This is a genomic window from Halobacillus sp. B23F22_5, from assembly GCF_043497085.1.
Taxonomy (GTDB): Bacteria; Bacillota; Bacilli; order Bacillales; family Halobacillaceae; genus Thalassobacillus.
Genome location: NZ_JBIEKI010000023.1, coordinates 1 through 25,435, shown reverse-complemented (window position 1 = coordinate 25,435; position 25,435 = coordinate 1). Strand labels below are relative to the sequence as shown.

28 protein-coding genes are annotated in these 25,435 nt (G+C 42.8%); 20 read left to right on the top strand and 8 right to left on the bottom strand.

Features of this window, described 5'->3' with window-relative positions:
* The 4 genes from ACGTN9_RS19535 to ACGTN9_RS19520 form a co-directional block, all read right to left on the bottom strand.
* Nucleotides 1–1,440, bottom strand: coding sequence for a sodium/proline symporter (locus ACGTN9_RS19535; protein WP_499596062.1), 1,440 nt, complete (start codon nucleotides 1,438–1,440; stop codon nucleotides 1–3).
* A 29-nt stretch (nucleotides 1,441–1,469) separates the two neighbouring features.
* A complete protein-coding gene (locus ACGTN9_RS19530) occupies nucleotides 1,470–2,429 on the bottom strand; it encodes an ornithine cyclodeaminase family protein (RefSeq protein ID WP_499596060.1) in 960 nt (319 codons plus the stop codon).
* A gap of 22 nt (nucleotides 2,430–2,451) precedes the next feature.
* The gene (locus ACGTN9_RS19525) at nucleotides 2,452–3,618 is read right to left on the bottom strand and encodes an NAD(P)/FAD-dependent oxidoreductase (protein ID WP_499596058.1); all 1,167 of its coding nucleotides are present in this window, start codon (nucleotides 3,616–3,618) and stop codon (nucleotides 2,452–2,454) included.
* 138 nt (nucleotides 3,619–3,756) lie between these two features.
* Complete coding sequence (locus ACGTN9_RS19520) at nucleotides 3,757–4,332, bottom strand: phospholipase D-like domain-containing protein (RefSeq protein WP_499596056.1); 576 nt, start codon at nucleotides 4,330–4,332, stop codon at nucleotides 3,757–3,759.
* A 165-nt stretch (nucleotides 4,333–4,497) separates the two neighbouring features.
* Between ACGTN9_RS19520 and ACGTN9_RS19515 the strand changes: the two genes are divergently transcribed.
* The 14 genes from ACGTN9_RS19515 to ACGTN9_RS19450 all read left to right on the top strand — a co-directional run bounded on the left by ACGTN9_RS19515 (nucleotide 4,498) and on the right by ACGTN9_RS19450 (nucleotide 18,854).
* Nucleotides 4,498–4,779: a hypothetical protein gene (locus tag ACGTN9_RS19515; RefSeq protein ID WP_499596054.1), complete on the top strand. Its 282-nt coding sequence runs from the start codon at nucleotides 4,498–4,500 to the stop codon at nucleotides 4,777–4,779.
* Between the two features lie 287 nt (nucleotides 4,780–5,066).
* On the top strand, nucleotides 5,067–5,921 hold the full coding sequence (proC, locus tag ACGTN9_RS19510; RefSeq protein ID WP_499596052.1) for a pyrroline-5-carboxylate reductase: 855 nt from the start codon (nucleotides 5,067–5,069) through the stop codon (nucleotides 5,919–5,921).
* Nucleotides 5,922–6,005: 84 nt separating this feature from the next.
* Entirely contained in the window at nucleotides 6,006–7,136 is a 1,131-nt protein-coding gene (gene proB, locus ACGTN9_RS19505; RefSeq protein WP_499596051.1) for a glutamate 5-kinase, read from the top strand.
* A 19-nt stretch (nucleotides 7,137–7,155) separates the two neighbouring features.
* Nucleotides 7,156–8,418 (top strand): glutamate-5-semialdehyde dehydrogenase, encoded by a 1,263-nt coding sequence (locus tag ACGTN9_RS19500; protein ID WP_499596050.1) that lies wholly within the window; start codon nucleotides 7,156–7,158, stop codon nucleotides 8,416–8,418.
* Between the two features lie 275 nt (nucleotides 8,419–8,693).
* Nucleotides 8,694–9,293, top strand: coding sequence for a biotin transporter BioY (locus ACGTN9_RS19495; protein ID WP_499596048.1), 600 nt, complete (start codon nucleotides 8,694–8,696; stop codon nucleotides 9,291–9,293).
* A gap of 21 nt (nucleotides 9,294–9,314) precedes the next feature.
* A complete protein-coding gene (gene bioB / locus ACGTN9_RS19490; RefSeq protein ID WP_499596046.1) occupies nucleotides 9,315–10,307 on the top strand; it encodes a biotin synthase BioB in 993 nt (330 codons plus the stop codon).
* Between the two features lie 689 nt (nucleotides 10,308–10,996).
* Nucleotides 10,997–11,929 (top strand): glutaminase A, encoded by a 933-nt coding sequence (gene glsA, locus ACGTN9_RS19485; protein ID WP_499596045.1) that lies wholly within the window; start codon nucleotides 10,997–10,999, stop codon nucleotides 11,927–11,929.
* Between the two features lie 161 nt (nucleotides 11,930–12,090).
* A complete protein-coding gene (rfbA, locus tag ACGTN9_RS19480; protein ID WP_499596043.1) occupies nucleotides 12,091–13,026 on the top strand; it encodes a glucose-1-phosphate thymidylyltransferase RfbA in 936 nt (311 codons plus the stop codon).
* Nucleotides 13,019–14,053, top strand: a complete 1,035-nt coding sequence (rfbB, locus tag ACGTN9_RS19475; protein ID WP_499596041.1) for a dTDP-glucose 4,6-dehydratase — start codon at nucleotides 13,019–13,021, stop codon at nucleotides 14,051–14,053. The genes rfbA and rfbB overlap by 8 nt, the downstream gene beginning before the upstream one ends.
* A complete protein-coding gene (locus tag ACGTN9_RS19470) occupies nucleotides 14,032–14,973 on the top strand; it encodes a glycosyltransferase family 2 protein (protein ID WP_499596039.1) in 942 nt (313 codons plus the stop codon). The genes rfbB and ACGTN9_RS19470 overlap by 22 nt, the downstream gene beginning before the upstream one ends.
* A gap of 14 nt (nucleotides 14,974–14,987) precedes the next feature.
* Nucleotides 14,988–15,674 (top strand): GNAT family N-acetyltransferase, encoded by a 687-nt coding sequence (locus ACGTN9_RS19465; protein ID WP_499596037.1) that lies wholly within the window; start codon nucleotides 14,988–14,990, stop codon nucleotides 15,672–15,674.
* A gap of 2 nt (nucleotides 15,675–15,676) precedes the next feature.
* Entirely contained in the window at nucleotides 15,677–16,042 is a 366-nt protein-coding gene (locus ACGTN9_RS19460; RefSeq protein ID WP_028784971.1) for an EamA family transporter, read from the top strand.
* Between the two features lie 9 nt (nucleotides 16,043–16,051).
* Entirely contained in the window at nucleotides 16,052–17,176 is a 1,125-nt protein-coding gene (gene rffA, locus ACGTN9_RS19455) for a dTDP-4-amino-4,6-dideoxygalactose transaminase (RefSeq protein WP_499596036.1), read from the top strand.
* Nucleotides 17,145–18,854, top strand: coding sequence for a DUF6044 family protein (locus tag ACGTN9_RS19450; protein ID WP_499596035.1), 1,710 nt, complete (start codon nucleotides 17,145–17,147; stop codon nucleotides 18,852–18,854). The genes rffA and ACGTN9_RS19450 overlap by 32 nt, the downstream gene beginning before the upstream one ends.
* A 55-nt stretch (nucleotides 18,855–18,909) precedes the next feature.
* On the opposite strand, the gene ACGTN9_RS19445 is transcribed toward ACGTN9_RS19450, so the two are convergent.
* Both ACGTN9_RS19445 and ACGTN9_RS19440 read right to left on the bottom strand, forming a co-directional pair.
* Nucleotides 18,910–19,275, bottom strand: coding sequence for a hypothetical protein (locus tag ACGTN9_RS19445; protein ID WP_499596034.1), 366 nt, complete (start codon nucleotides 19,273–19,275; stop codon nucleotides 18,910–18,912).
* Between the two features lie 143 nt (nucleotides 19,276–19,418).
* Nucleotides 19,419–19,574 carry a hypothetical protein gene (locus ACGTN9_RS19440; protein ID WP_499596032.1) on the bottom strand — a complete coding sequence of 52 codons (156 nt, stop codon included), beginning with the start codon at nucleotides 19,572–19,574 and terminating at the stop codon, nucleotides 19,419–19,421.
* A gap of 146 nt (nucleotides 19,575–19,720) precedes the next feature.
* Between ACGTN9_RS19440 and ACGTN9_RS19435 the strand changes: the two genes are divergently transcribed.
* Nucleotides 19,721–19,957 carry a YozQ family protein gene (locus tag ACGTN9_RS19435; protein WP_499596031.1) on the top strand — a complete coding sequence of 79 codons (237 nt, stop codon included), beginning with the start codon at nucleotides 19,721–19,723 and terminating at the stop codon, nucleotides 19,955–19,957.
* Complete coding sequence (locus ACGTN9_RS19430; protein ID WP_499596029.1) at nucleotides 19,941–20,207, top strand: alpha/beta-type small acid-soluble spore protein; 267 nt, start codon at nucleotides 19,941–19,943, stop codon at nucleotides 20,205–20,207. The genes ACGTN9_RS19435 and ACGTN9_RS19430 overlap by 17 nt, the downstream gene beginning before the upstream one ends.
* Nucleotides 20,208–20,234: 27 nt before the next feature.
* Here the strand turns inward: ACGTN9_RS19430 and ACGTN9_RS19425 are convergent, their stop codons facing one another.
* Nucleotides 20,235–21,251, bottom strand: a complete 1,017-nt coding sequence (locus ACGTN9_RS19425; protein ID WP_499596028.1) for a S8 family peptidase — start codon at nucleotides 21,249–21,251, stop codon at nucleotides 20,235–20,237.
* Nucleotides 21,252–21,481: 230 nt separating this feature from the next.
* Between ACGTN9_RS19425 and ACGTN9_RS19420 the strand changes: the two genes are divergently transcribed.
* The 3 genes from ACGTN9_RS19420 (at nucleotide 21,482) to ACGTN9_RS19410 (ending at nucleotide 23,023) form a co-directional block, all read left to right on the top strand.
* Nucleotides 21,482–22,198 carry a Na-translocating system protein MpsC family protein gene (locus ACGTN9_RS19420; protein ID WP_499596027.1) on the top strand — a complete coding sequence of 239 codons (717 nt, stop codon included), beginning with the start codon at nucleotides 21,482–21,484 and terminating at the stop codon, nucleotides 22,196–22,198.
* A gap of 79 nt (nucleotides 22,199–22,277) precedes the next feature.
* A complete protein-coding gene (locus ACGTN9_RS19415; protein ID WP_499596025.1) occupies nucleotides 22,278–22,487 on the top strand; it encodes a hypothetical protein in 210 nt (69 codons plus the stop codon).
* A 170-nt stretch (nucleotides 22,488–22,657) separates the two neighbouring features.
* On the top strand, nucleotides 22,658–23,023 hold the full coding sequence (locus ACGTN9_RS19410; RefSeq protein WP_499596023.1) for a thiol-disulfide oxidoreductase DCC family protein: 366 nt from the start codon (nucleotides 22,658–22,660) through the stop codon (nucleotides 23,021–23,023).
* Between the two features lie 722 nt (nucleotides 23,024–23,745).
* On the opposite strand, the gene thpD is transcribed toward ACGTN9_RS19410, so the two are convergent.
* Nucleotides 23,746–24,645 (bottom strand): ectoine hydroxylase, encoded by a 900-nt coding sequence (gene thpD, locus ACGTN9_RS19405; protein WP_499596022.1) that lies wholly within the window; start codon nucleotides 24,643–24,645, stop codon nucleotides 23,746–23,748.
* Nucleotides 24,646–25,031: 386 nt separating this feature from the next.
* On the opposite strand from thpD, the gene ACGTN9_RS19400 reads away from it, so the two are divergent.
* Nucleotides 25,032–25,283, top strand: a complete 252-nt coding sequence (locus ACGTN9_RS19400; protein WP_499596021.1) for a hypothetical protein — start codon at nucleotides 25,032–25,034, stop codon at nucleotides 25,281–25,283.
* The last annotated feature ends 152 nt before the right edge of the window (nucleotides 25,284–25,435 follow it).

The following is a 25,435-nucleotide window of genomic DNA, read 5'->3' as shown; positions in this document are numbered from 1 at the left end:
TTAGGCTTGCTTTGATTTTTTGTTCGGGAATAGCAAACTGAATACGATACCGAAAAATGCTGCGATAAAGAAGGTAGTGAAGCGTGACGTAATGATGGAGTCCAGTGGTGTGCTGATCCAAAGTACCGTAAAAACGAAACCGGAAACGATGGTAGCAATGACACCGACTCCGGAATAACGTTTCCAGAAAAATGTCAGAATAATGGCAGGAGAGAGTGTGCCGCCGACTCCTGCCCATGCCCAGCCGACAATTAAGTACAGGAGGGTATCGGAAACAAGAGCGATTACCATACCAATCAGACCGCAGACGATGATGATGATCCGTGAAGCAGTGAGTAGTTGTTTTTCAGATAGATCCAGTTTCAAGGCTTTGTGGAGGATGTCTTCACTGACCGAACTGGTGACAACCATCAACTGGGAATCCGCAGTCGTGATGATTGCCGCCAGGATTCCGGATAATAGAATGCCGGCAATCCAGGCAGGCATCAAATCCATGACCATATGAGGGAGGACGGTTTCTGTGTCGGCAAAAGTTGTCTGACTATAGATGGTAATGGCTGTGACACCGATCATGAATGCCCCGCCGTAAGCAAGGAAAGTCCAAAGGATGGCAACATTACGTCCGGTCTTGACGTCTTTTTCCCCTCTTAAAGCCATGAACCTGGCACTTAACTGTGGCTGGCCTCCAAGGAATCCGAAGAACCAGGAAAAGTTATTGAAGAATAACAGACCGATGGCAAAACCGGCTGCCCCACCAAACCAGGCATCGTGAGTGGAACCGGCTTCTGCTAATGCCGATGAAATCGATAAATCATTCGTGTTGATATAAACGAGTGCGACAATTGGCAAGGCGACAAGTGTGATCAGCATCATGACGCTCTGGATCATATCTGTCCATACGACTGAAATAAAGCCTCCGGTAAAAGCCAAACCAATGACCACGATTGTAGCCAGCACCACCCCTGTCGTTTCATTCAATCCGAAAGTAGTGAACAGCATTTTCCCAGCACCTGCAACTTGAGCACTTAAATAAAACATAAGGAAGCTGCTGATCAAAATTGTTGCGAACCAGCGAATCAAATTCGCCTGGGCGCCGAACCGTGCTGCCAAATAATCAGGGAGTGTCAATACATTGTATTTATCACGTTCTTCCATGAATTTTTTTGCAAGGAACAACCATGAGAAAATGATACCAAGCGCTATACCGGCAGCTACCCAGATGCCGGACAGGCCGGTGGCGAAAACGAAACCGGTATAACCGAGCAGCAGCCAGGCCGACTCGCCAGTTGCTCGTTCGGAAAATGCCAGCGCCCATCCAGGCAGTTTTTTCCCACCTAGCAGAAAAGCGGAGTGATCAAGCTTTGTGCGGCTGAAATAATAGCCGATTCCAAGGATGATAAGACAATACAGGATGAATTCAACAATAATGATATTATTCATCTAATCTCCCCTTTGTAAGTTTTCATCACTTATAAAGTCAGTGAGGTACCGAGGTTTTGTTGTTTTGCTTTTTGATAGATCTGATGTGCTGCCACCGCATCGAATAAGGCCATTCCCGTAGATTTAAACACTACTGTTTTTTCCCTGGAAACGTGGTGGACGCCGGTGACGACTTTGGAAAAAGAGATTATTTGAGAAGGGTGGAGCCATTTTTGCTCCAATGGTTGTGCAAGATCTCCTGACTCCTGGATCGCATCGGTGCTGTCGACATAGATATTGTCAATCAGCCGGTAAACGGAATGGGGGAATTCGCGCATGTCCTGGCGATAAGATCCAATGCCGATAATCAACTTTCCTTTTAACAGGGCTTCATCATCTGGCAGTACAGGATGAGACGAGTTAGTGGCAGTGATGATGATGTCGCTTTTCGCAGCCGCGTCAGCAGCAGAATGATGGATGCTTATTTTGATGTGCTCACCTAATTCCGCCTGGAGCTTTTCCACGAAATCGATCATGCGTGCTTTGGATCGGTTGAATAGATGGATATGAGTGATGTTCCGCTCCGCACAAGCCGCAACTACCTGATAGAATCCTTGTGCCCCTGTTCCTATGAGCGCCAGGCTGTCTGCGTCAGGACTGCTCAAATGCCTGACAGCTGATCCACCGATCGCTCCGGTTCGAAGCCCGGTCAAAATTGCCCCATTCAAAATCGCAATGGGGGTACCGGTTTTCGCATCATTAACAGTGACCAGTCCCTGAATAACCGGCTCGTTCAGATTTTCGGGATGTACCGCAACTAATTTGGTGCCGATCACATCTTTGGTCAAACAGGGCATAAGCAAATAATCGTTGACACCGTGGGAAACTCTCATCCTGGACGGCATCTGGTATTGTTTCGCTTCATAAGTTTGATAAGCAAGGTCGATACTGTCGATGACCTGGCTCATAGTAATTGCTTGTTTGATCGTTTGTTCATTCAGATACAGCACGAAGAAAAACCTCCTGTTTTCATTAAACGATGGCTCCTTCCACGACGAGGTCCTTTTCCTCGAACCGTTCGAATCGGAGCGGCCTCAGGTCGAGCGTCTGATAGCTGCCGGTCATCAACAGCTCGGCCAGGCATTTTCCGACTGCGGGCGCCTGCTGCATGCCATGGCCACTGAATCCGCAAGCCAGATAATAACCGGCAAGTCCAGGGTGTCGGCCGATGATGGCGTTCTGGTCGCTGGTGTTATGACTATATAAGCCAGCCCATCCGCCTGTGATTTTTGCCCGTTCGAAGTTTTTGATACGCTGGGCCAGAACAGGCCACAATTGTTCCTCAAAAAACGCACGTGTCCAGCGGAAATCATAACCAGGCTTCACCTTTTCAGAAAAACCGGAGATGATTTCTTTACCTTCATGCCGGAAATAGACCCCAGTCGGGTCGATCGTTAACGGGAGATCTTTTGTGAGAGGGTTTGCAATATCAAATTGGATAACCTGTCGTTTCAAAGGAACAATCGGGAGCGGCAAATTCAATTTTTCGCTGAGCACAGGCGCCCACGGACCAGCGCAATTGATAACACGAGGTGCATAATAAATTTCTCCATTTTCCAACTGCACACCGGTGACACCGTTCCGGTCTGTTAGTATCTGGTCAATTCCTTCATAAACATAGCTGGCGCCCAGCTGCTTCGCTTTTTTGATGTAGCCTTGCATGACTGAATAGGGATCGAGGTAGCCATCTTCCGCACAATATAACCCGCCTGCGAGATCATCTGTTGTAAGTTCCGGAATGATATCCTTCAGTTCTTCCGGAGAGAGAAGCTGGGAGGGAACGCCGTATTGCTGCTGCTTTTTCATCTGATGCTCCAATTGTTTGTGCGTTTCCTGATACCCCAGAAAAAGGTAGCCTCTTTGTTTGAAGTCGATTTCAGCATGTTCGCCATCAATCGCCATATCCTCGGGGAAGCTCAAATATTTTTTCAAACTATAGCGGCTGATCTGTATATTGATGTCGGTTGTGAACAACTGCCGGATGCCACCCGCACTGCGGGGCGTTGAGGAAAATTCATATAGTCTATCTTTCTCAAAAACAGTCACTTCACCAGTAAAGCCATCCTGTAACAAGTGGCAGGCGATGCTTGATCCCATCACGCCACCGCCAGCGATTATGATGTCGGTATGTTTTGCCATAGATTCACCTCTTTTCAGCTTGTACTATGAAAATATTCGAGAAGGGGGGATTTCATGAATGAAGGAGGAGAGACTATCTGAGGGTTGGCCAATAAAATCAAAAAAGAAAGGCAGGAAATACCGTTTGCCAGCAATCAGTCAAGCGTACTTTTTACCAGATAATGAATGATAGCTTTTATAATTGCGGCTGTCCTTCCATTTAGAATTAAACACTTTTGTCCATTCCTGTGCCATTTTCCTGTCACGTATAATGACGATTACTTCATCGTTCCTGTGCTCAGCAGAATAGGTGAAGTTATAGGAACCGGTCGTAATGATCTGTTGATCGGCGATCATCATTTTCAGGTGCATAATGCCTGCATGGTTATTGACTTTAATTGGAACGCCGCAGTGTAAAAGCCTATGGACATTGTCAGTCTGCTTGCTAAGGGTCTTCACCTGGTTGTCATCCGTCAGCACCCGAACATGTACCCCTCGTTTAGATGCTTTACAAATATGCGTAACAAAGTCTTCCTCTGTCAAAATGAACACAGCAACATCAAGCGTATGATTTGTATCATCAATGATTCGAAGCAATTCTTCTTTCGGCGATCGAGTGCTTTTGGAAAAAATATAATCCGTGCTTTTATTTGTTAGTGCCTGATATTTTCGATAGGCCATATAGGAAACTGCCCCAGTAATCAGAGTGAAACCAGCCACAGTTAACAATTCCATACACATCCATCCTCTCCCGATAAATATATGAAGAAAATGGTTTGTCCTATACGAAAGCTTAAATGTAAAACTTCCGCAACCGCCCACCCCCATTTAGGTATCTGTCATAGTCTGTAGCGTAGGCATTCGACTTGCTTTTATAATACAAGGAGGCGAATTGACAGTATGGAACACGAATTTTATCCGTATCCGATGCCAGAACACATGGCTTCATACCCACCGATGGAAATGGATTATGATATGCGTGCGTATGGCGATGAAAGGAATTATCCTTTTATAGGGACATTTGCGACAGGACTTGCGGGTGGTTTACTCGGCGGCTTGCTGGTTCCAGGATTGTATGGCGGTTATGGAGGCTACGGAGGATATGGTTATCCTTATGGCGGCTATTACCCCTATGGCGGTTATTACCCATACGGCGGGTATTACGGCCGGCCATGGTGGTAATCAAGAACAATAGAAACACCAGTTACCGGAGTCAAACCGGTAACTGGTGTTTTTTTTTGATAAAATGAAATATTGCGACTTTTTCTCAACTCGCAAATTAGCTCCTGAACTGCTATTTGACGACTTCTGTTCGCTCTGAAATGAGATAAATAGAAATGGAAGCGTTTACGCTGACTATCTCGCGTATATACATATAAATTACGAAAAACCCCTTGAATAATAAAAACAGCGTGTTACTATGAAAAACATTGAATTCACACACACGAGAACTGCAAATAAAAGGAGAGATGTCATTGTTTAAACAAACAGTAGCTTTTTTAGGAGCCGGTTCGATGGCAGAGGCTATGATCAGTGGAGTAGTAGAAGCCGAAACGATTCCGGTCAACCAGGTGATCGTAACTAACCGGAGCAATCAAGACCGGTTGAATCATATACAATCCAAATATGGAGTGCGTACAACTCCACTCCATCAATTGAATTATGACGAAGTAGATATTTTCATTCTGGCGATGAAGCCGAAAGATATAGATAGTGTTCTGGAATCATTGAAAGATAAAATTAACCCAGACCAAGTGCTTCTTTCTGTATTAGCTGGTATTTCTACATCGCATATGGAAGATAACATGAACGAAGGACAGCAGGTCATCCGTGCAATGCCGAATACTTCTAGCATGGTCGGTGAATCAGCAACAGCTATTTCACCGGGAAAATATACAGGGATCGATAATGTCATGGCTGCTAAGAAGCTATTGAAATGTATCGGAAATGTATATGTTATCGACGAAGCACAGATGGATATTTTCACTGGAATCGCTGGAAGCGGACCTGCATATTTCTACTATTTAATGGAGCATATCGAAAAAGCAGGCCAGGAAGGCGGACTTGATCGTGAAACGGCAAGGGAAATTGGTGCACAAACGATTTTAGGTGCAGCCAGGATGCTTCAGGAACAGGACGACACATCAGCTCAACTACGTGAAAAAGTAACCTCACCAAATGGTACGACTGCTGCCGGGCTGGATGCCTTAAACGAACATGGCGGAGGAAACGCCATCGCCCAGGCAGTCAAAGGAGCTGCAGCCAAGTCTAATGAAATGAGTAAAGTAAGCAGCGAAAAAGAAAAAGAACTTGTCATAAAATAAAGGTAGCATAAAAATGCATCAGAGTGTATAATTATTTAAAAATTAATGATTATTAGAGTTGAACGAGAGGATAGGAGTGATAGATTGACACAAACACAGAAAAAACGCGTAGTCATCAAAATCGGAAGTAGTTCACTAACAAGCTTACATGGAGAAATCAGCCGCAGAAAATTAGAAAAGATAGTAGATGAAGTAGTTCGTTTGAAAGATGACGGACATGAAGTATTGCTCGTATCCTCAGGAGCAGTAGCTGCAGGCTACCGCAAGCTTGGATGTCTCTCAAGACCAAGCACTTTGCCGGAGAAGCAGGCAGCAGCATCCATCGGGCAAGGATTACTAATCGAATCTTATTCAGACCTCTTTTTATCCCACGGGTATGTTGCTTCACAAATCCTGATTACACGCAGTGATTTTTCAGATGAAAATCGCTACGAGAATGCCAGAAATACCATCAATGTTCTACTGGAAAGAGGAATCATTCCGATTATAAACGAGAATGACACCATCACGATCGACCGGTTGAAATTCGGTGATAATGATACTCTTTCTGCTAAAGTAAGTGCTCTTGTCGATGCAGATAAGCTGATTATTCTTTCTGATATCGATGGGTTGTATGATGCAGATCCTCGCAAAAATAAAGATGCTAAATTACTGGATAAAGTTCATGAAATTACACCGGAAATCGAGGCAGCGGCAGGCGACCCGGGAAGTGCGGTCGGTACCGGCGGTATGAAATCAAAGATTGATGCCTTCAAAATCACGATGGCTTCTGGGATTGCCGCATTTTTAGGGAAAGCCAATGCGCCAAACATTATCTATGATGCTGTTTATCAAAACGCCCGTGGCACTTATTTTGAATCGAAACCAGAAACGCTGAATCTCGACAGCAAAAAGCAATGGATCGCCTTTAACTCAGGACCAGAAGGAGAGGTCGTCATTGACGAGGAAGGAAAGGATTCAATTGTCGTGAGCAAAGAAGGATTGCTGCCGGGCAATATCCATCATGTGAAAGGGCGTTTCAGAGAAGGAGCGGTTGTACGGATCAAAGATGTACATGGAGAAGATATCGGTCTTGGGGTCGTCAACTATTCTTCTAAAAAGATTAGCCAGATTGTAAGTATGACAGAGGAAGAGATTGCCGAATACAAGCAAGCTGCTGTAGAAAAGAAACATCTTGTGTGTCATCTGGAAGTTTCTGTTCCAGTCGGTGTTTAAAATAATAAGGAGGGAAATGATGACAACCATCAAACCAACAGTGAACGTGGAAGCGCAAGCGATTGAAGCCAAAAAAGCTGCTAAAAAACTAGCGATGCTTACGACAGAGGAAAAGAATGAAGCATTGACCCATTTAGCTTCCATTCTTGAAGCGGAATATAAATCTATTTTAGAAGCGAATGAGCAAGACTTGGAAAATGGACGTGAAAAAGGTTTTGAAGATGCATTCATGGATCGCCTGGCTCTCACAAAAGAACGCATTTTTGATTTTGCCAATGGTCTGCGTGAAGTTGCTGAACTTGAAGACCCGACAGGTCACGTTTTGTCTGATTGGACGCTTGAAAACGGTCTTGGTGTAGAAAAAGTGACGGTACCACTCGGAGTAATCGGTATGATTTATGAAGCACGCCCGAACGTGACCGTTGATTCTACCGGACTTGCTTTGAAATCAGGAAACGCGATTGTCCTTAAGGGTGGATCTTCCGCAATCAATTCAAATCGCGCTATTGTAGAAGTACTTCATCGCGGATTGGAAGAGACCAAGGTGCCGAAAGAAGCGGTACAATTCATCGACAGTACAGAACGTGAAGCGACCCAGCAGTTGTTCACCATGAAAGAACATGTGGATGTCCTGATTCCGCGCGGAGGCGGATCGCTGATCAGTGCAGTCGTGAACAATGCGACGGTGCCGGTTCTTGAGACAGGAGTAGGAAACTGCCACGTGTATATTGATAAGGAAGCTGAAGTTGAAAAAGCGTTGAACATTATGGTAAATGCTAAAACAGACCGTCCGGCCGTATGTAATGCAGCTGAGACACTGATCGTTCACAAAGACTGGTTGAATGAAAACCTTGAGGCTTTGACGAAAGCACTGAAAGATAATGTAATCAGCGTCCATGGTGATGAAGAAATTCTTAAAGTTATGCCTGACGCTCAAGAAGCAGGCGAATCTGACTGGGCGAATGAATATTTAAGTAAAGATATCGCTATTAAAACAGTCAGTAATGTAGAAGAAGCGATCGATCATATTGAAACGTATGGTACGAAGCATTCGGAAGCAATCGTCACTGAAAATGGGGATACAGCGAAAACATTTATGAGCCTGGTAGATGCTGCTGCAATCTATCATAATGCTTCTACTCGTTTTACCGATGGCGGTGCATTAGGATTTGGTGCAGAAATCGGAATTTCAACACAGAAGTTGCATGCCCGAGGTCCAATGGGCTTGCCAGCATTGACCACAGTTAAATATATTATGTCTGGTAACGGACAAATCCGTTAACTACACTTTTGCTATCTAATATGATAATGCCTGGATTCTCCACAAATGGAGATCCAGGTTTTTTTATACTTTAAAAAGCTTAAGTTTGTTAAAGGTTTAAGTATAAGAAATACTAACGCTTTTGCCATAAGTACTTGAGGACAAGCCGAATTTTCTAATGAAATTTTTTAAAAAGTCTATGATTTTTTCGTATGTCTGTGGTAATCTATGTTATATGTTAACCAATCATTAATTATGGTTAACGTTAACAGATGATACTCAGGAGGATGAAACATATGAAAAGAAAAAAGTTTACAGCCCTTGATCTGACCATGGGGAGTTTATTTGTTGCTTTGACAGCTGTCGGAGCAAATATCACATCCATTGCCCCGTTCATGGTCGTTGGAGGAGTGCCTATTACCTTGCAGACATTCTTTGCAATCCTGGCCGGCATCGTCCTTGGCAGCCGCCTTGGTGCATTTTCAATGTTCGTCTATATGATTCTTGGATTAGCAGGAGCGCCGATATTTGCTCAATTCAAAGGTGGGGCAGGGGTCATGCTCTCCCCAACATTCGGATTCATTGTATCTTTTATTCTATTGGCCTATGTGGCAGGAAAAATGGTGGAAATGAAGCGTAGTTTTCCAATGTACGTAAGTGCAGCACTTGTGGGAATGGTGATTAATTATATTGTAGGAACAAACTGGATGTATGCGGCATACCTTTTCTGGTTCGAAGCTCCAGAAGGTCTAACTTATCCAATGGTATGGGGATGGATGATGGTTCCACTTCCGAAAGATATTGTTCTTTCTGTGCTTGCGGGTTACCTTGCGTTCCGATTAGAAAAAGGGGCATTATCAAATACCAAGTTCCGTAGACAAAAAGAAGCTGTTTAATATGGAAAAGGGGGAAAATATATGAATTGGAACCTGCTGGCTGAGCAAGTTTTAGCGGGACATGAGCTTACAGATGAAGAAGGACTTTCCATTCTGAATAGTTCTGATGATGACATCCTGGAACTGCTTCATAGTGCCTACCAAATCAGAAAGCATCATTATGGCAATAAAGTGAAGTTGAATATGATTATTAATACGAAGTCTGGCTTTTGTCCTGAAAATTGCGGCTACTGCGCCCAATCGATTGATTCTGAGGCACCGATCCAGAAGTATCGCATGATGGCCAAGGATACGATTGTGAAGGGAGCAGAACAAGCTCACCAGCTTCATTCCGGCACCTACTGTATTGTAGCAAGCGGTCGCGGACCTACTAATCGGGAGCTGAATGAAGTTACGTCGGCTGTAGAAGAAATTAAGCAAAAATATGATTTGAAAATTTGTGCTTGCCTTGGCTTATTGAAGCCAGAGCAAGCCCGGCAGCTAAAAGAAGCTGGAGTGGACCGTTATAACCACAACATCAACACGTCAGAAAACCACCACGATGCTATTACAACCACCCACTCCTACGATGACCGTGTCGATACGGTCAATCATGCTAAACAGGCGGGAATTTCTCCTTGTTCCGGAGTGATTGTTGGGATGAAGGAAACGAGGCTTGATGTCGTACATATGGCAAAAGCATTGAAGGAATTGGATGCTGATTCCATTCCTGTGAACTTCCTTCATGCAATTGATGGGACTGCATTAGAAGGAACCAATGAACTTAACCCGATTTATTGTCTGAAAGTGCTCGCATTATTCCGGTTCATCAATCCTTCAAAAGAAATCCGGATCTCAGGTGGCAGAGAAGTCAACTTGCGCAGCCTGCAGCCATTAGGTTTGTATGCAGCTAACTCGATTTTCGTCGGAGACTATTTGACCACCGCCGGTCAGGAAGGCACGAAAGATCATCAAATGCTGAAAGATTCAGGTTTTGAAATAGAATATCCAAATCCTCAGCATACAGGTGTTTAAGTCTGTAAAAAGCATGAAGCTGCCAACAGTTTCATGCTTTTTATGATGGATAAAATTAGTCTCTGTTCAAAAAGAGACTTATTCAGGCCGAATTATGGAAGACTCGATTTCGAGATGTTTATCTGAATAAAGGTCCTGTGGGGAACGACTCCCTTTCCGCGGGCATGCGCTGAGCCTCCTCAGACTTCGTCTTCCGGGGTCTCACCTGTCATTTTCATCCCGCAGGAGTCTCGCCGTTCCCCTCCGGACCTTGCCGTAGAAAGTTCTCGAAATCACACTTATGGCAAAACATCTTTGAAGAAGACTTCTGCCTCTTTATATCCTTAATAAATGCTTTTAGGATGAAATTTTTAGTTGTACATTCTTTCTGTTTTTGAAGGGTCCGTTTAATACAACACTGGCTGGATGGGAAGGGAAACGGCGAGACTCCCGCGGGAGAAGGGACTAGGCGAGATCCCACAGGGCTTTAGCCCGAGGAAGCTTGCCAGGTCCCCCGCAGGAAAGTGAGTCGTTTCCAAGACCATCTCCTTACACACATGGTAACAGACCCAACTATCTCGAAACTGAGTCTTCAACAATAGGGAACTTAGCTGTAAAATCAACACTGAAATTTAACACAACCAAAAGTTTAAATAATACCTGGAAGGATAAAGATAAATAGGTAAGCCTATGATGTAAGGAGTGGGGACATGACAAGATTATCAAATGACTACATACAAGAGATCGTCAAAGAATGCCGGCCATTTGCATCTTCAGGGGTGGTCGCCGATCACCTGCCGGGGAAAGACCAATCCGACCTGACCAACTTAGCAATCACCATAATTTCAGACAAGGGAGATGTTTATTCTGCTGGGGACGATGGCTATGTTTTTTCCTTGCAAAGTATCTCCAAGGTGATCAACTTACTAATGGCTCTTGAGGATTTTGGAGAGGAGACCGTGTTTCAAAAGGTAGATAAAGAGCCGACCGATGATTTTTTCAACTCCATCTCCAATCTTGAAAATTACGAAAATCACAAACCCTATAATCCGATGTTGAATTCAGGAGCGATTGCGGTGGCTAGCCTGATTAAAGGCTCAACCGTTGAAGAGCGTTTTAAACGCGTATTAACCTTTCTCCGTACCATTACGAATAATGATGGAATAGAGATGGATGAAAATGTCTACCAATCTGAAGTGAAAAATGGCTCGCGAAACCGCTCCCTGGCTTATTTTATGGAAAGTTTGGGGATATTACCGTATCAAGAATTAGAGGCAGCGCTTGATTTATATTTCCGTGTCAACTCTCTGAGAGTGACATCCCGTGATCTTGCAGAAATAGGCTGCTTCCTGGCAAAACAAGGTATGAAAGATGGAGAAAGACTAATCGATCCAAACCATGTCCGAACCACATTGGCTATCATGATGACCTCTGGAATGTATAACGAATCTGGTTCCTATGCGGTAGATGTAGGTTTTCCAGTTAAAAGCGGTGTGTCAGGCGGTATTACAGGAGTTGTGACCGGGAAAATGGGCATCGGTATCGTAGGACCAGCTATCAACAAAAAAGGGAACAGTATCGCCGGTGGTAAAGCCTTGAGAAAATTATCTAAAGACCTTAATTTAAACCTCTTTAACCTATGAATGCTCCCAGTCCCTGCTCCTAAGGGGCTTTTTTGCTATGCTGTTCCCTGTTAAAAAATTGTAATGAAAAAGTAAGATTAATCTGCTAGGAAAAAAGGAACTTAGAAAGGAATCTGTAATTATAACGTTTATTATTTTTTGATATTTGGGAGGGCGATTCTATGAAGGGAATTATTTTGGCAGGAGGCAGTGGCACCAGGTTGTCCCCAAGCACGGACAGTATTAATAAGCATCTGCTTGCTGTCTATGATAAGCCAATGATCTATTATCCTTTATCGATACTGATGCTTGCCGGGATAAAAGAAATTCTGATCATCAGTACGGTAGAAGATGTGCCTCGTTTTCAAAAGTTATTGGGCGATGGTTCATCGTTAGGAATCTCCATCTCGTATGAAGTCCAGGAAGATCCCAATGGTATTCCGGAAGCGTTCATTGTCGGGGAAGATTTTATCGGCGATGATGATGTGACTTTGATTCTCGGTGATAACATTTTTTATGGGCAAGGACTGACGGATATGCTGCGGAAAGCGATCCGTAACCATCAAGGTGCAACTGTTTTCGGTTACCGGGTAGGAAACCCGCAGCGGTTCGGTGTAGTGGAATTCGATCAAAATAAAAAAGTAATTTCTTTAGAAGAAAAACCGGAAGATCCTAAGTCTGATTTTGCTGTCACAGGATTATATATCTATGATAATCGCGTGATTGAAATGTCGAAGCAGCTGGATTTCTCTGATCGGGGAGAGCTTGAGATCACTGATATCAATAAACTGTATCTCGAAAGTGGAGAACTGGATGTACAGTTATTAGGAAGAGGATTCGCCTGGCTTGATGCAGGTACGCATGACTCCTTATTCGAATCGTCCCAGTTCATTAAAAATATCGAGCAGCGGCAGGGATTCAAGGTTGCCTGCATTGAAGAAATCGCATATTATATGGGCTACATTTCACGTGAAGAACTTTATGAAAAAGGGGAAGCGATGCAGAAGAATGACTACGGAAAATATTTGATGGATATTGCTAATCGGAGACACGTCCAGCAATACTGGGAAGACGTAGTCGATCAAAATCCAATGATAGGAACGGTGGATCATGATTAGAGATAAAAAAACATTATTGATTACAGGGGGAGCTGGTTTCATCGGCTCCAATTTCATCACTTATTTTTTGAAAACCCATGACAACTACGAGATTGTCAATCTTGATAAATTGACCTACGCTGGATCATTAGCGAACTTGCGAGAGGCAGAAGGCTATCGTAACTATCATTTTATTGAAGGTGACATTGCAGATGAATCAGTAGTAGAGAAGGTGTTTGCTGATTTTGACATTGACGGGATCATCCATTTTGCTGCGGAATCGCATGTAGATAAATCAATTGCTGATACGAAGCCTTTCATTACGACCAATGTTGTTGGCACTGTCAACTTGCTGCAAACCGCAAAACGGGATTGGGAACAGAAAGGGGTACTTGCTGATCGACGGTTCCACCATATTTCCACCGACGAAGTATATGGGTCGCTGGATGAAGATGGAGCTTTTACAGAAGAAACCCCGTATGATCCAAGAAATCCATATAGTGCTTCGAAAGCGAGCGCAAATATGCTGGTTAAGAGCTACCATAACACGTATGACATGAACGTCGTGATATCAAGCAGTTCCAATAACTATGGACCGAGACAGCATGACGAGAAACTGATTCCGACAATCATTCGAAAAGCGCTTGCGGGTGAGTCGATTCCTATTTATGGAGATGGACAAAATATTCGTGACTGGCTGTATGTAACCGATCATTGCCAGGCACTTGATGCTGTCTTCCATCATGGTAATACAGGTGAAAGTTATAACATCGGTGGTAGAAGTGAACGGACGAATTTAGATATGACGAATCGCATTTGTGAATTGTTGGACCACAACCAGCCTGATCGAAAAAAGCAGCTGAAGCTTACTACTTTCAAGGATTTGATTACCTTTGTTGATGATAGACCAGGACATGATCGCAGATATGCCGTAGATGATAATAAAATCAGAGAGACGCTGGGATGGAAGCCGGAGGTCAAGCTGGAGCAAGGGCTGGCAGAAACAGTCTCCTGGTATATCAATAAATGGGAGCAGCAAGTCCAGTGATTTCCGTTGTAGTGCCAATCTACGGATGTGAAAAATGTCTGAATGAGTTATATGTACGAGTGAATAAAACAATGAGCTCTATTCCAATGAATTACGAGCTTATCCTGGTCAACGACGCCAGTCCGGATGATGCCTGGCCGACGATTCAACAGCTTCACCAAAAGGATCCAAGGGTAAAAGGCCTCAACCTATCCAGGAACTTCGGACAGCATCATGCTATTACAGCGGGATTGGATTACACGCAAGGTGACTGGGTGGTTGTAATGGATTGTGATCTGCAGGATCAGCCTGAAGATATCAAGAAGTTATATGAAAAAGCCTACGAAGGCTACGATGTCGTTTTTGGTTCCAGAGTAGAACGTCAGGATCATCCGCTTAAGCGGGTGACCTCTAAACTTTTCTACAAAGTTTACGATTATCTGACGGAGCGGTCTTCAGACCATACCATTGCTAACTTTAGCATCAGCCGCAAGAAAGTCATCGAAAGCTTCCGTCAGATGAGGGAGCAAAACCGGCTTTTCCCGCTATTTATCCAATGGATGGGTTATAAATCCACAAGAATACCAGTCAATCACCATCAGCGTGAGCATGGTAAATCTTCCTATAATTTAAAAAAGTTAATCAGTCTGGCTACCGATGTCATCATTTCTCAATCGAATAAACCACTCCGATTGTCGATCCAGTTCGGGTTTACCATTTCACTTGTATCCTTTTTGTATGGCCTGTATTTGATTTTTAAGCGCCTTATGCTGGAGCATCATGTTCCAGGCTGGACGAGTGTCATGGTGTCGATCTATTTTATCGGTGGATTGGTTTTCTTCAATTTTGGGGTGTTAGGGTTATATATCGGTAAAGTATTCAATGAAACAAAAGGCAGACCACTATACATTATCAGCGAAACAACAGAAGATGAAGAATGATATGAGGTGATAGGATGATGAAACATTTACGGGAAGCTCCCTGGGATAGACGGAATTTTGGGATGGATACCTATGAAGTCCTGTCTCCTGAGGAGGAAGCATTGCAAGAAACGGATGAGACACCGGGACATTTTACTTTAAAGGTCGATCCCATGGTCAATAAAAAGCCGATACTGGAGCATGGATTTTATTATGCCGATACATTAATCACACCGGTATGTAAAGCCGAGCAATTGCGGACATTTTCTAATGAACAGGTTGGAATTACCCGAGAAGGAAGCTTTGATATCATTGCTTCAATTTCTGCCGGTGCCTTTAAAGTAGGGCGCTATCATAGAGATTTTAATGTAAAGGAAGAAACGGCAGAACAGCGATACATCAACTGGCTCCGAGATTTATATGAAGCGGGGCAGGTAATGTTCCTTACTTATGAAGGAGAAATCGTTGCCTACTATGCCTATCAGAACAACCGGATTCTATTGATCGGGATGGATGAAAAGGTGCGGGGGAAGGGACTAGCCAAGCCATTGGTAAGTAAAGCGTGTGAAGTGTTGTTTTCTTATGGCCATGAGGAACTGGAGACTTCCGTATCAGCAATTAACTTTCCTTCGATGCAGATGTTCTATTCGCTCGGGTTCAAAATGAAGCGAGCAGTAGATGTTTATCATAAATGGAATATAAAAATGCCTGACGGGGTCTGATGATGGGTTATTTTTATATCTTTGCAACCATTTTATTTACTGTCTATGGCCAATTGATATTGAAGTGGCGGATTGAGAAATACGGCAGTCTGCCACTGGAACTGAAAGATAAAGTCGTATTCTTATTCCAGCTTTTGCTCGACCCGTTGATTCTGTCGGGTTTTCTTTCTGCCTTTGTCGCTTCAATTTTCTGGATGGCGGCGATGACAAAATTCAATATCAGTTACGCGTATCCGTTCATGAGCCTTTCATTTGTGCTGGTGTTTCTGCTATCCGTCTTTTTGTTCGGAGAGCCGGTCACACCTCAAAAAGTGATCGGATTATCCTTGATTGTGCTAGGTATTATAGTAACGAGTCAATCTATTTGAGGTGTTAAGATGATTCCATTCAATAAACCATGTGTAACAGGAAAAGAAAATGAATATATCCAGGAAGCAATCCATAATCAGAAACTTTCCGGCAACGGGCCATTCGGAAAAAAATGTTCCAGCTGGTTAGAGTCTCATTTGGGAACGGAGAAGGTGCTTTTGACACCTTCTTGTACGCATGCCCTGGAAATGGCGGCGTTACTGGTCGATATCCAGGAAGGTGATGAAGTGATCATGCCTTCTTTTACATTCGTTTCTACGGCAAATGCGTTCGCTTTACGTGGAGCCCATATCAAATTTGTCGATGTTGATCCGTCTACAATGAATATGGATGCTACACTTGTCGAGGAAGCTATTTCGGAACGTACGAAGGCGCTTGTGGTCGTTCACTATGCTGGTGTGGGATGCGATATGGATGTCATCATGTCTCTCGCTGATCAGTATGAACTTTATGTGATCGAGGATGCTGCTCAAGGTCTGCTAAGTGCATATAAAGGAAAGGCATTAGGTACGATTGGCCATCTTGGTACATTCAGCTTCCATGAAACAAAAAACTATACGTGCGGAGAAGGCGGGGCGTTGATTATCAATGACTCCCGTTTCATCGACCGCGCGGAAATCATCCAGGAAAAAGGGACGAACCGCTCGCAGTTCATCCAGGGCAGGGTGGACAAATATACATGGCGGGATATTGGTTCTTCATACCTCTTGAGTGATTTGAATGCTGCTTATTTATTAGCTCAGCTGGAAGCGGCTGACAGAATCAATAAAAACCGTCTGGAAACATGGCAGCTCTACTGGGAAGGGCTGAAGCCGCTAGAAGGGCAAAAGGAGATCGAGCTGCCATTCATCCCGAAAGACAGGGAACATAATGCCCACATGTTTTATATCAAAACCAAGGATGAAAAGGAACGTAAACAGCTGATACAATACTTGAAAGAAAATGATATTATGGCCGTCCCTCACTATGTCCCGCTCCACTCTTCCCATGCAGGGGAGAAGTTCGGAGAAATGAGCGGCCCGGATACGTATACAAGTAAAAATAGTGAACGATTGCTGCGTTTACCGCTTTATTATCAAATGGCAAAAGAGGATGTCCGTCATGTGGTACACCATATTCGAGCGTTTTACTAGGCATAAATTATTATTTGTCGCCTGTTTGATTCTGGCAGCTTATTTGCTGCCTTATTATATTTTAGGTGAAGATACGCATATCAGGGTACATGATAATCTGGATTCAAATATTGTCTGGTATAAGCTGGTGGTTGAAAACAATCTGATTTTCGCCTCACCGAATGAAATGCTGTCGAGTATCATCAACGGTCTTCCACGGAGCGCTTTGCCTTCAGGCTTGGATGCGATGGTATGGCTGTATGCTTTGTTCGAGCCCTTTACCGCTTATACCATCAACCAGACCATCATGCGAGTGGTCGCTTTATTTGGCATGTATTTTCTACTGGCTTATGTTTTTGAAAAACAGACAGGTACATGGAGAAATTATCAGTTACCGATTGCGGGGGCCGCCTTGACGTTTGCGCTGCTTCCGTATTGGCCATCCGGCGCCCTTTCCATGGCAGGAATGCCGCTTGCATTACTTGCGTTTTTGAAAATCCGTGAGCTCGGCAGACAAGCGAAAAAGAGATACTGGATCCTGATTGGATTCATCCCGTTCCATTCCAATTTCATCCTGGCTTTTTCCTTTTTTATCTCGGTCATTGGTGTCATCTGGCTGGTGGATTGGATTCGCTTTAAAAAGTTCAATCGGCCATTTTTCAGTTCGATTGTATTGATGACAAGTATCTTTCTGATCAAAAATTATATGATTATTTACTCGATGTTTCTGGATAGTGCATTTGTACCCCATCGAGAAGAATTCACTTTGGGAGATAAGGATGCAGTTGGGGCGTTCCAGCTGGGAATTGAAAATTTTCTCTTTGCCCATACACATGATGAAACATTTCATTACCGCTTCATTCTCCCGGCGGCTATGGCTGCGATTCTCATTACTGTATGGAGAAGGGCCGTGGTACCTAAGCTGCTCCTATCTCTGCTGGCAGCCAATTTAATCCTGTCGATTTGGTATGGCTACTGGTACTGGGAAGGATGGCGTGTACTAAAAGATACGATTTCTTTGTTGAACAATTTCAATTTCAGCCGCTATCACTTCCTGCATCCAATACTCTGGTATCTTGTGTTTGGTCTTGCTATGGGGATTATCCAAAAAAGAGTATTTCTGGGTAAATTTATTGTACTTATGCTCATCCTTGGACAGATCGCTATATTGTTTCCGCTTGCCGAAGAATTTAAGTACAGAGAGTTTGATTCTTTCACATATAAGGGGTTTTACTCAGAAGCGCTGTTTGACGATATTAAAGAATATATCGGAGAAGAGCCTTCTGATTACAGGGTGGTGTCGATCGGCATGCACCCGACGATCGCCCAATACAACGGTATGTGGACATTGGATACCTATAATACAACAATACCGCTTTCTTATAAACATGAGTGGAGGGAAGTAATAGCACCCGAATTGGAAAAGAACGATAAGCTAAGGCATTATTTTGATACATGGGGAAGCAGGTTATATTTGTATGTGGATGAACTAGGGAAGAATTATGATTTCACAAGGGACAGTGACAAAAAAATTGAGAACCTCGATATCAATACCGACAAGTTGGAAAGTATGGGGGGAGACTATATTCTTTCAGCTGTTCCCATTGAGAATTATGAAGCGAACGACCTTGTTTTTGAGCGAGTGTTTGAATCTGAGGATTCACCATGGAGAATCCATTTATATAAAATAGATGGATAATAAAAGCTGTATTTCACCAATCAGATTGGAGAAATACAGCTTTTTAAGTACTCCATTATTCATATGTCTGGGAACGATTTTCGAGTGCGCTATATATCGTAGGCAAGAGGTTGTAATAGCGGGGTTTCATGAGGAAATTATCGACATTATAATCCATCGATATCTTAATGGTATCTTCGTTTTGATGATGTAATAAGATAATGACACTTGTATCTTTGGCGATACTGTTCAATTCAGCTAGCAGAGAGAAACAAGACTCATCAAGCAAAATGACATTGATATCATTTTCCTCTAAAAGGGATTTGACATCCGCTATATCGATGTCTTCACATCGACTGTATATACCTTCGTCGTAGAAGACATGTTGTAGATGTTCCAGGTCTGATGCATCTTTGGACAGCAACAATATTCTTGGCTGCATGGTAATCCTCCTTTCATGAACCCGTTGGTAACGGAGTGGGTAGGGCAATTCGGAAAAACGGAGGATAAACTTTAAACACAACATGAATGTTGATCAGCAATTCCTATGACCCTTTCTCCATGCTAACAGACAAATGACGACATTTAAACAGCCGTTAGTACGAGGTTATCTGCTGGCAGGTCATCAATGGGAGCATGCAGGGTGGGGGACATCGCTTCTCCCGCAATGGGCGGCCACTGACAATTTTTTCTTTCCTCAAAAATATCTGCCCGATATCCATATTGTTCTAACGTGATCACGTATGATAATCCTGCTAAGCCGGCATCGATAATGGCGATTTTTACCCTTCATCCTTATCAACATTTTCTACCTTAAGACATGGTTTTATACGCCAAACATAAATGCAGTTAATGTGTAGAAACTAAGGAGGAAGGAGGTTTTCGATATGAAGAAACAAACGAAACGAGACATTCAGGCAGATAGAACTTATCAGCCATCTGATTATGAAAAAGGTGATCAATTTTCACAAGGACTTGCAATTACACACGAGCAGGCATCCGATACATTGACAGAAGGGACTATTGATGGACAGATTGACCAGGTAGATGAAGAAGGCAAGCTGGTCAGTCATGAAGGAAAAGAATTAACAAGGGTGGAGCAGCGTCATGGGAAGAAAAAATAAAATCCTCGTTCCGGAAGCGCGTGAAGGTCTTGATCAATTGAAAGAAAAGTTATTAAATGAACGCTATGGAACGAACGACAAATATGAAATAGCACAAGAACAGAATGTGCCGATCTCAGAGGGGTATAACGGAGAAATAAAAGCCAAAGATGCCGGGAGAATGGGCGGAGCTATTGGTGGAAGTATGGTCAGAGAACTGGTCAGGTTGGCCGAACACCAGCTGGGACAAAATAAAGAACAGCACAAATAAATCGTGTGCTGTTCTTTTACATAACTGTTATGGCTGCATTGATTTGATTTTCGCTTCGTTTCGTGCGATTTTTTCTTCCCAGTTATTCGTGTAAACACTTAAAATATCGTTGATTTTATCAATTAATCCAAGCCTCACTAAGCCGTTACCTTCGGCCTGTTTTGTATAACCGAGGGGCATTGTTCGTTTAATCAGTTGGGCATAGAGTTCAGCTTCTGTTAATTTACGTTTGAACTGCGATTCTGACAAATTAATCAACAAGGCAAGAGCGCCGGACACGTGGGGAGTGGCCATGGAAGTCCCGCTCAATCGAGCATATTCACCATTTAAATAAGTGGAGAGAATATTGACTCCAGGAGCTACTAAATCAATTTCATTATTTGTATTGGTGAAATCCGCTAATTTTCTTTCAAAGTTGATTGCGCCGACCTGAATGACTTCGTTATAAGCGCCAGGGTATCCGAACTCATCGGTATCTTCCCGGCCATCACCAGCGTTTCCGGCAGCGCATACGACGGATATATCCTGATTGACGGCCTGCTTAATCGCCTCATGCAGTTCTGGAATGTCGCTTGGTCCACCTAACGACATTGACATGACTCGAACACGCTCTCCGTTCGGTCCTTCCCAGTTAGTGGCGTATTCAATTGCATCGATAATCCAATCCATACGGCCTCTGCCGCTACCTGTCAATACTTTCAAAATCAGAAGATCTGACTGGGGTGCGACACCAACGACTCCGGTGCCATTTTCCGTGGCGGCGATCGTTCCGGCAACATGAGTGCCATGCCCGTTGTTATCCGAGAAATTATTCTCATCACCATCATAATCAGTGGTAAAGTTTCTGCCGCCAATAATTCTATCTTTCAATTCAGGATGATCCGGCTGGCAACCGGTGTCAATGACTGCAACGACATTTCCTTTTCCCTGATCGGTCTGCTCCCAGAGTAGAGGTGCTTCAATCATTTCCACACCTTCTGGCACATTTGATGACATTGGGAGAACTTCTTCTACTTGAAAGGGAATCAGTTTAAGCTCGTCCATTTCTCATCCTCCTTCAACTTACATGTTTAGAATATTCTTACAATTTAATTCTATCAAAGCTGTCAGGTATTTTGAATGGGTCAAATATCCCTCGTTTTGGGTATTTGCACATAGAAATTGAATTCTTTAATGAAAAATATTATGTTTGACTTTCGTTAAATGGAGGAAGGATTTATACTAGAGAATGAGACCGGAATAAAACGTCCTGTCTTAAAAAAGGAATGAATGATATGGATAAACAATCACTGCAAGCAGAAATCGCCAGTTATACAGGAAAATTATTACGAGATAATTTTGGCAAGGGGCCTTCCTCTGTATATGTGTCGATTGAAGAGCCATATATCACCATCTATTTGCGCGAATTTTTAGCACCGATGGAACGGGTATTGGTCAGCCAGAAAAACGATATGAAAGTCGAAGAAACAAGGGACTTGCTGATGGAAGAACTGCTTCCGGATATGCGGGCTACTTTAAGGATAATGACCGGGTTAGAGATTGATGATCTCTTTTATGACTGGTCCCTTAATAATCGTTCCGGTGTTTTCTTAGCGGTAATTGCAAAAGAACATCAGGACGAAGAGATTCATCTGGCTGATTATCCAGACAAGGAAAAAATCCATGAAGAGATAATCCGTGTGAGTGAACAGGCAGAAAAAGCTCCTACGAAAGTAGATTCATTCATGTTGAATGAGCGGACACTAATGGTGGTCCGTGATGGTATATTAGTACGGATTGAAAAAGAATTGATACGTTCAGGCTTTGGTGAAACGTTAAAGCTTACTAAACGAAAGCTGGAAAAAGGCCTGTTAAGCCAATCTTATTGTGAAAACATTCTCGATACCCAAGTCATCGATGTATTTGTGGATTGGGATTTTAATGAAGATAAAAGTTACATCATTTTTATTTTAAAACCGAAGAAGCCAGGTGGAAATGGGCTGGACAATTAGAGCCAGACATAAGCCGGAAAAGGGATCGTACCTTTTTCGGCTTTTTTATTTTTAATCTGAAAGAAAGAAAGGGGTATCTATGAAATACATTGTAGTAGCAGAAGATGCTAATCAATTAAGAGTAGGATTTGCGCAGCAACAAGAGGAGGTCATATTTTCGACTTATGAAGAGGCACAAGCGTTCATCAAAAGTGTCCATGAAGAGAATGTCCTTCCAGATAAATATAGGTTGAAAATAGAATCCTACGACGAAGCAGCAGAACATTTGAACCAGCAACAGCAAGAATAAGCAAATTCTAAACTTTCTTACCAATCTATCCCGTAGTATGGCTGCGGGATCCCCGGGTGGTTCCCCCCGATCCCTTCTTACTTATACCTTCTATTGTAATCTGTTCCCCTGTGATCGGCTTTCGTTTAACTTAATGGCGCATGTGTAATATAAAAAGCAGGAGGTTTTTTATGAAACATACTGTCTTTTATGATGCGCAATGTCCGCTTTGCTTTAACATAAAACGTGTATTACGCAGGCTTGATTGGTTTCATAAACTTGAATGGCTTTCCGTGCAGGAAGTTGAAAATAGCGAGGATTTTCGATACTTAGATGGGAAAGACATATATGATCAAATCTATATGAGGACTTCAAATGGTAAGTTGCTGTCGGGTTTTTATACAATCAGAAAGCTGTTCGTTTCACTGCCGCTGACATTTTATGCAGGCGCGTTGATGTATCTCCCTTTCGCAAGCCGCCTAGGTTCTCCGTTATATAAATGGATATCCAAGAACCGTTATGACTGGTTTGGGAGATATGAAACGCCAAGAAAATAACCAGTTCACTTCAATTAATGACTCGCTTTTATAAAAGGGGTTGTTTGATTATTATGAGAAACTTATTCAACAATAGGACCGAAAAGTCGAAGACTTGATTTCGAGATATTGTTGGAATTAGGGACTCCGGGAAACGATTCGCTTTCCGTGGGCGTGTGCTGAGTCTCCTCAGGCTTCGCCTTGCGGGGCCTCATCTATCACTCAATTCCCACAGGACTTTGAATTTTCTTCTTGACCTAACCCACGCACGAAGGAAATGCGTAGCATTTTCGAGGAGTCTCACCGTTTCCCTACGCCCCTTGCATAATAGGAAATTCTCGAAATCACACTTATGGAAATCGACCATGATAGAAAGAAGGCTTTGGCGCCCTTATATCCTTTTTAAATGCGTCAACATGAAGGTTTCAGCTACATTCTCTCTCTTTTTGAAGGGTCCGTTTAGTACAACACTGGCTGGATGGGCAGGGAAACGTCGAGACTCCCGCGGGAGAAGGGGCTAGGCAAGATCCCGCAGGGCTTTATCGTTTCACGAACCATCCCATTTCTCTTATGGTAACGGCTTAACTGTCTCGAAACTGAGTTTTCAAGTAAAGGGAGCTTTAACTGTAAAATCAACACGGGGATTTAACAAAGCTTAACAAAAAAGTGCTGCCCTTCATTGGGCAGCACTTTTTGCATGCAAGCTGGCTTTAAATTTTTTGGAAAGTTCTTTGTTATGCCGATCAGCTATTGCTGAATTTTGGTGCGCCTTCACGTACAGCGATGAATTCAGGACGTTCTTTCCCTGCAGAGAAAGGCTTTACTAATTGATTTTCCACACTATTATAAACCATGAACAGGTTGTTACGGCTGTATGGTGTAATATTGCCATTAGAACCATGCATGGTATTGCTTTCGAATAAAGTGATAGAACCTGCTTTTCCAGTCGGTACGGAAATACCGCCGCCCTGCTCAGCAAGCCATCTCAAACTTTCCTGATCCGGTACACCGAGCTTCTGCTTTTTCAAAGATTCTTTGTAGTTGTCATCTGGTGTTTCACCTACACAACTGACATAGTAGTTTTGGGACCCTGGTATAAGCATCAAAGGCCCGTTAAAGGAATAGTTGTCAGATAATGCGATAGACATACTGACTGCTCTCATCCTGGGCATTCCATCTTCAACATGCCAAGTTTCAAAGTCAGAGTGCCAATCAAACTCTTTACCGGTGAAGCCTGGTTTATAGTTGATACGGGACTGATGGATGTAGACGTCGCTTCCGAGCAAGTGGTTTACTATGTCGAGTAAACGTTGGTCATAAGCTACTTTTTTGAAATATTCGTCATCGTTATGCACATGGAATATGGATCTAATTTCATCACTTTGTGGTTCGCGAATTACTTTGTCGGAAGTAACGTCTTTACTGTCATCTTGTAATTCGAATATCCCTTTTTGCATGTCAGATACTTCATCTTCCGAGAAGAAATTCTCAATTTGTAAGAAGCCGTTTTTCTCATAAAAATCAAGCTGATCCTTTGATAGTGGTGCTTGATCATCTTTTGAACGATCCGTGTGGATGACAGGATCTTTACGTTTTATAATTTCAGGCTGGTTATTCTTTCTTGAAGGATAAAGATCTTCCATTCTAAACACTCCTTGTGTCGAAAAATTTTCCATAACTCGTGTTGGTGATTATGACTGCTTTTTGATTGACTGCCAGCTTACATAAATCTGAAAGAACCTTCCGTTGTACGGGGATTTTACCCATCAAAATTCTCAATTAAACACCTAAAATTCAAATTTTTTGTAAAAAAAAGAAAATGGAAGCTTAGAGGCAATAAACCAAGCAGCAAGAGGGTGGCTTTAATAGAATAGCTGTTAAAACCATACAGGATTCGTCATCAAAGTTAGAAAATTTAACAAACGGATCTATTAATAGAATATGACAAAATTTTTACAAAGGAGTTTTTAGCAAGATCATTGCGGGTAAACGAATACTAAGAAAATAGAGCTTGTATGGAGGAAATATTATGAGTCTAAAAGAAAAGCTATTAGAAAAAGGTTACAACAACATAGATATAATGGTCATCGATGAAGATAATAACCAATCGACAATTCCAGATCTTACTCTTCATAAAATCAATAATCTCGAGTATAAGCTGTATCTCGATCCTGACTCTGTGGAGTTGAATTTAGATGAAGAGCATCCTTATTTTACGGCACGCCAAAAGAGTGAAGATAGAGGAGATGTGGGAATCAAAGGATTTATCCTGGAATGGTAGTTGATAACGGAATAATGATAAAAATGGGGCTGTCCCAAAAGCCTCTTTAAAATGAAAAAACCACGAAGAAATTGATTTTTCTTCGTGGTTTTTTCGTTGTGAGCTTATTTCCCCAGTGAAACAGGCGGTTCCACTCCGCCTGTTTCAGGAAG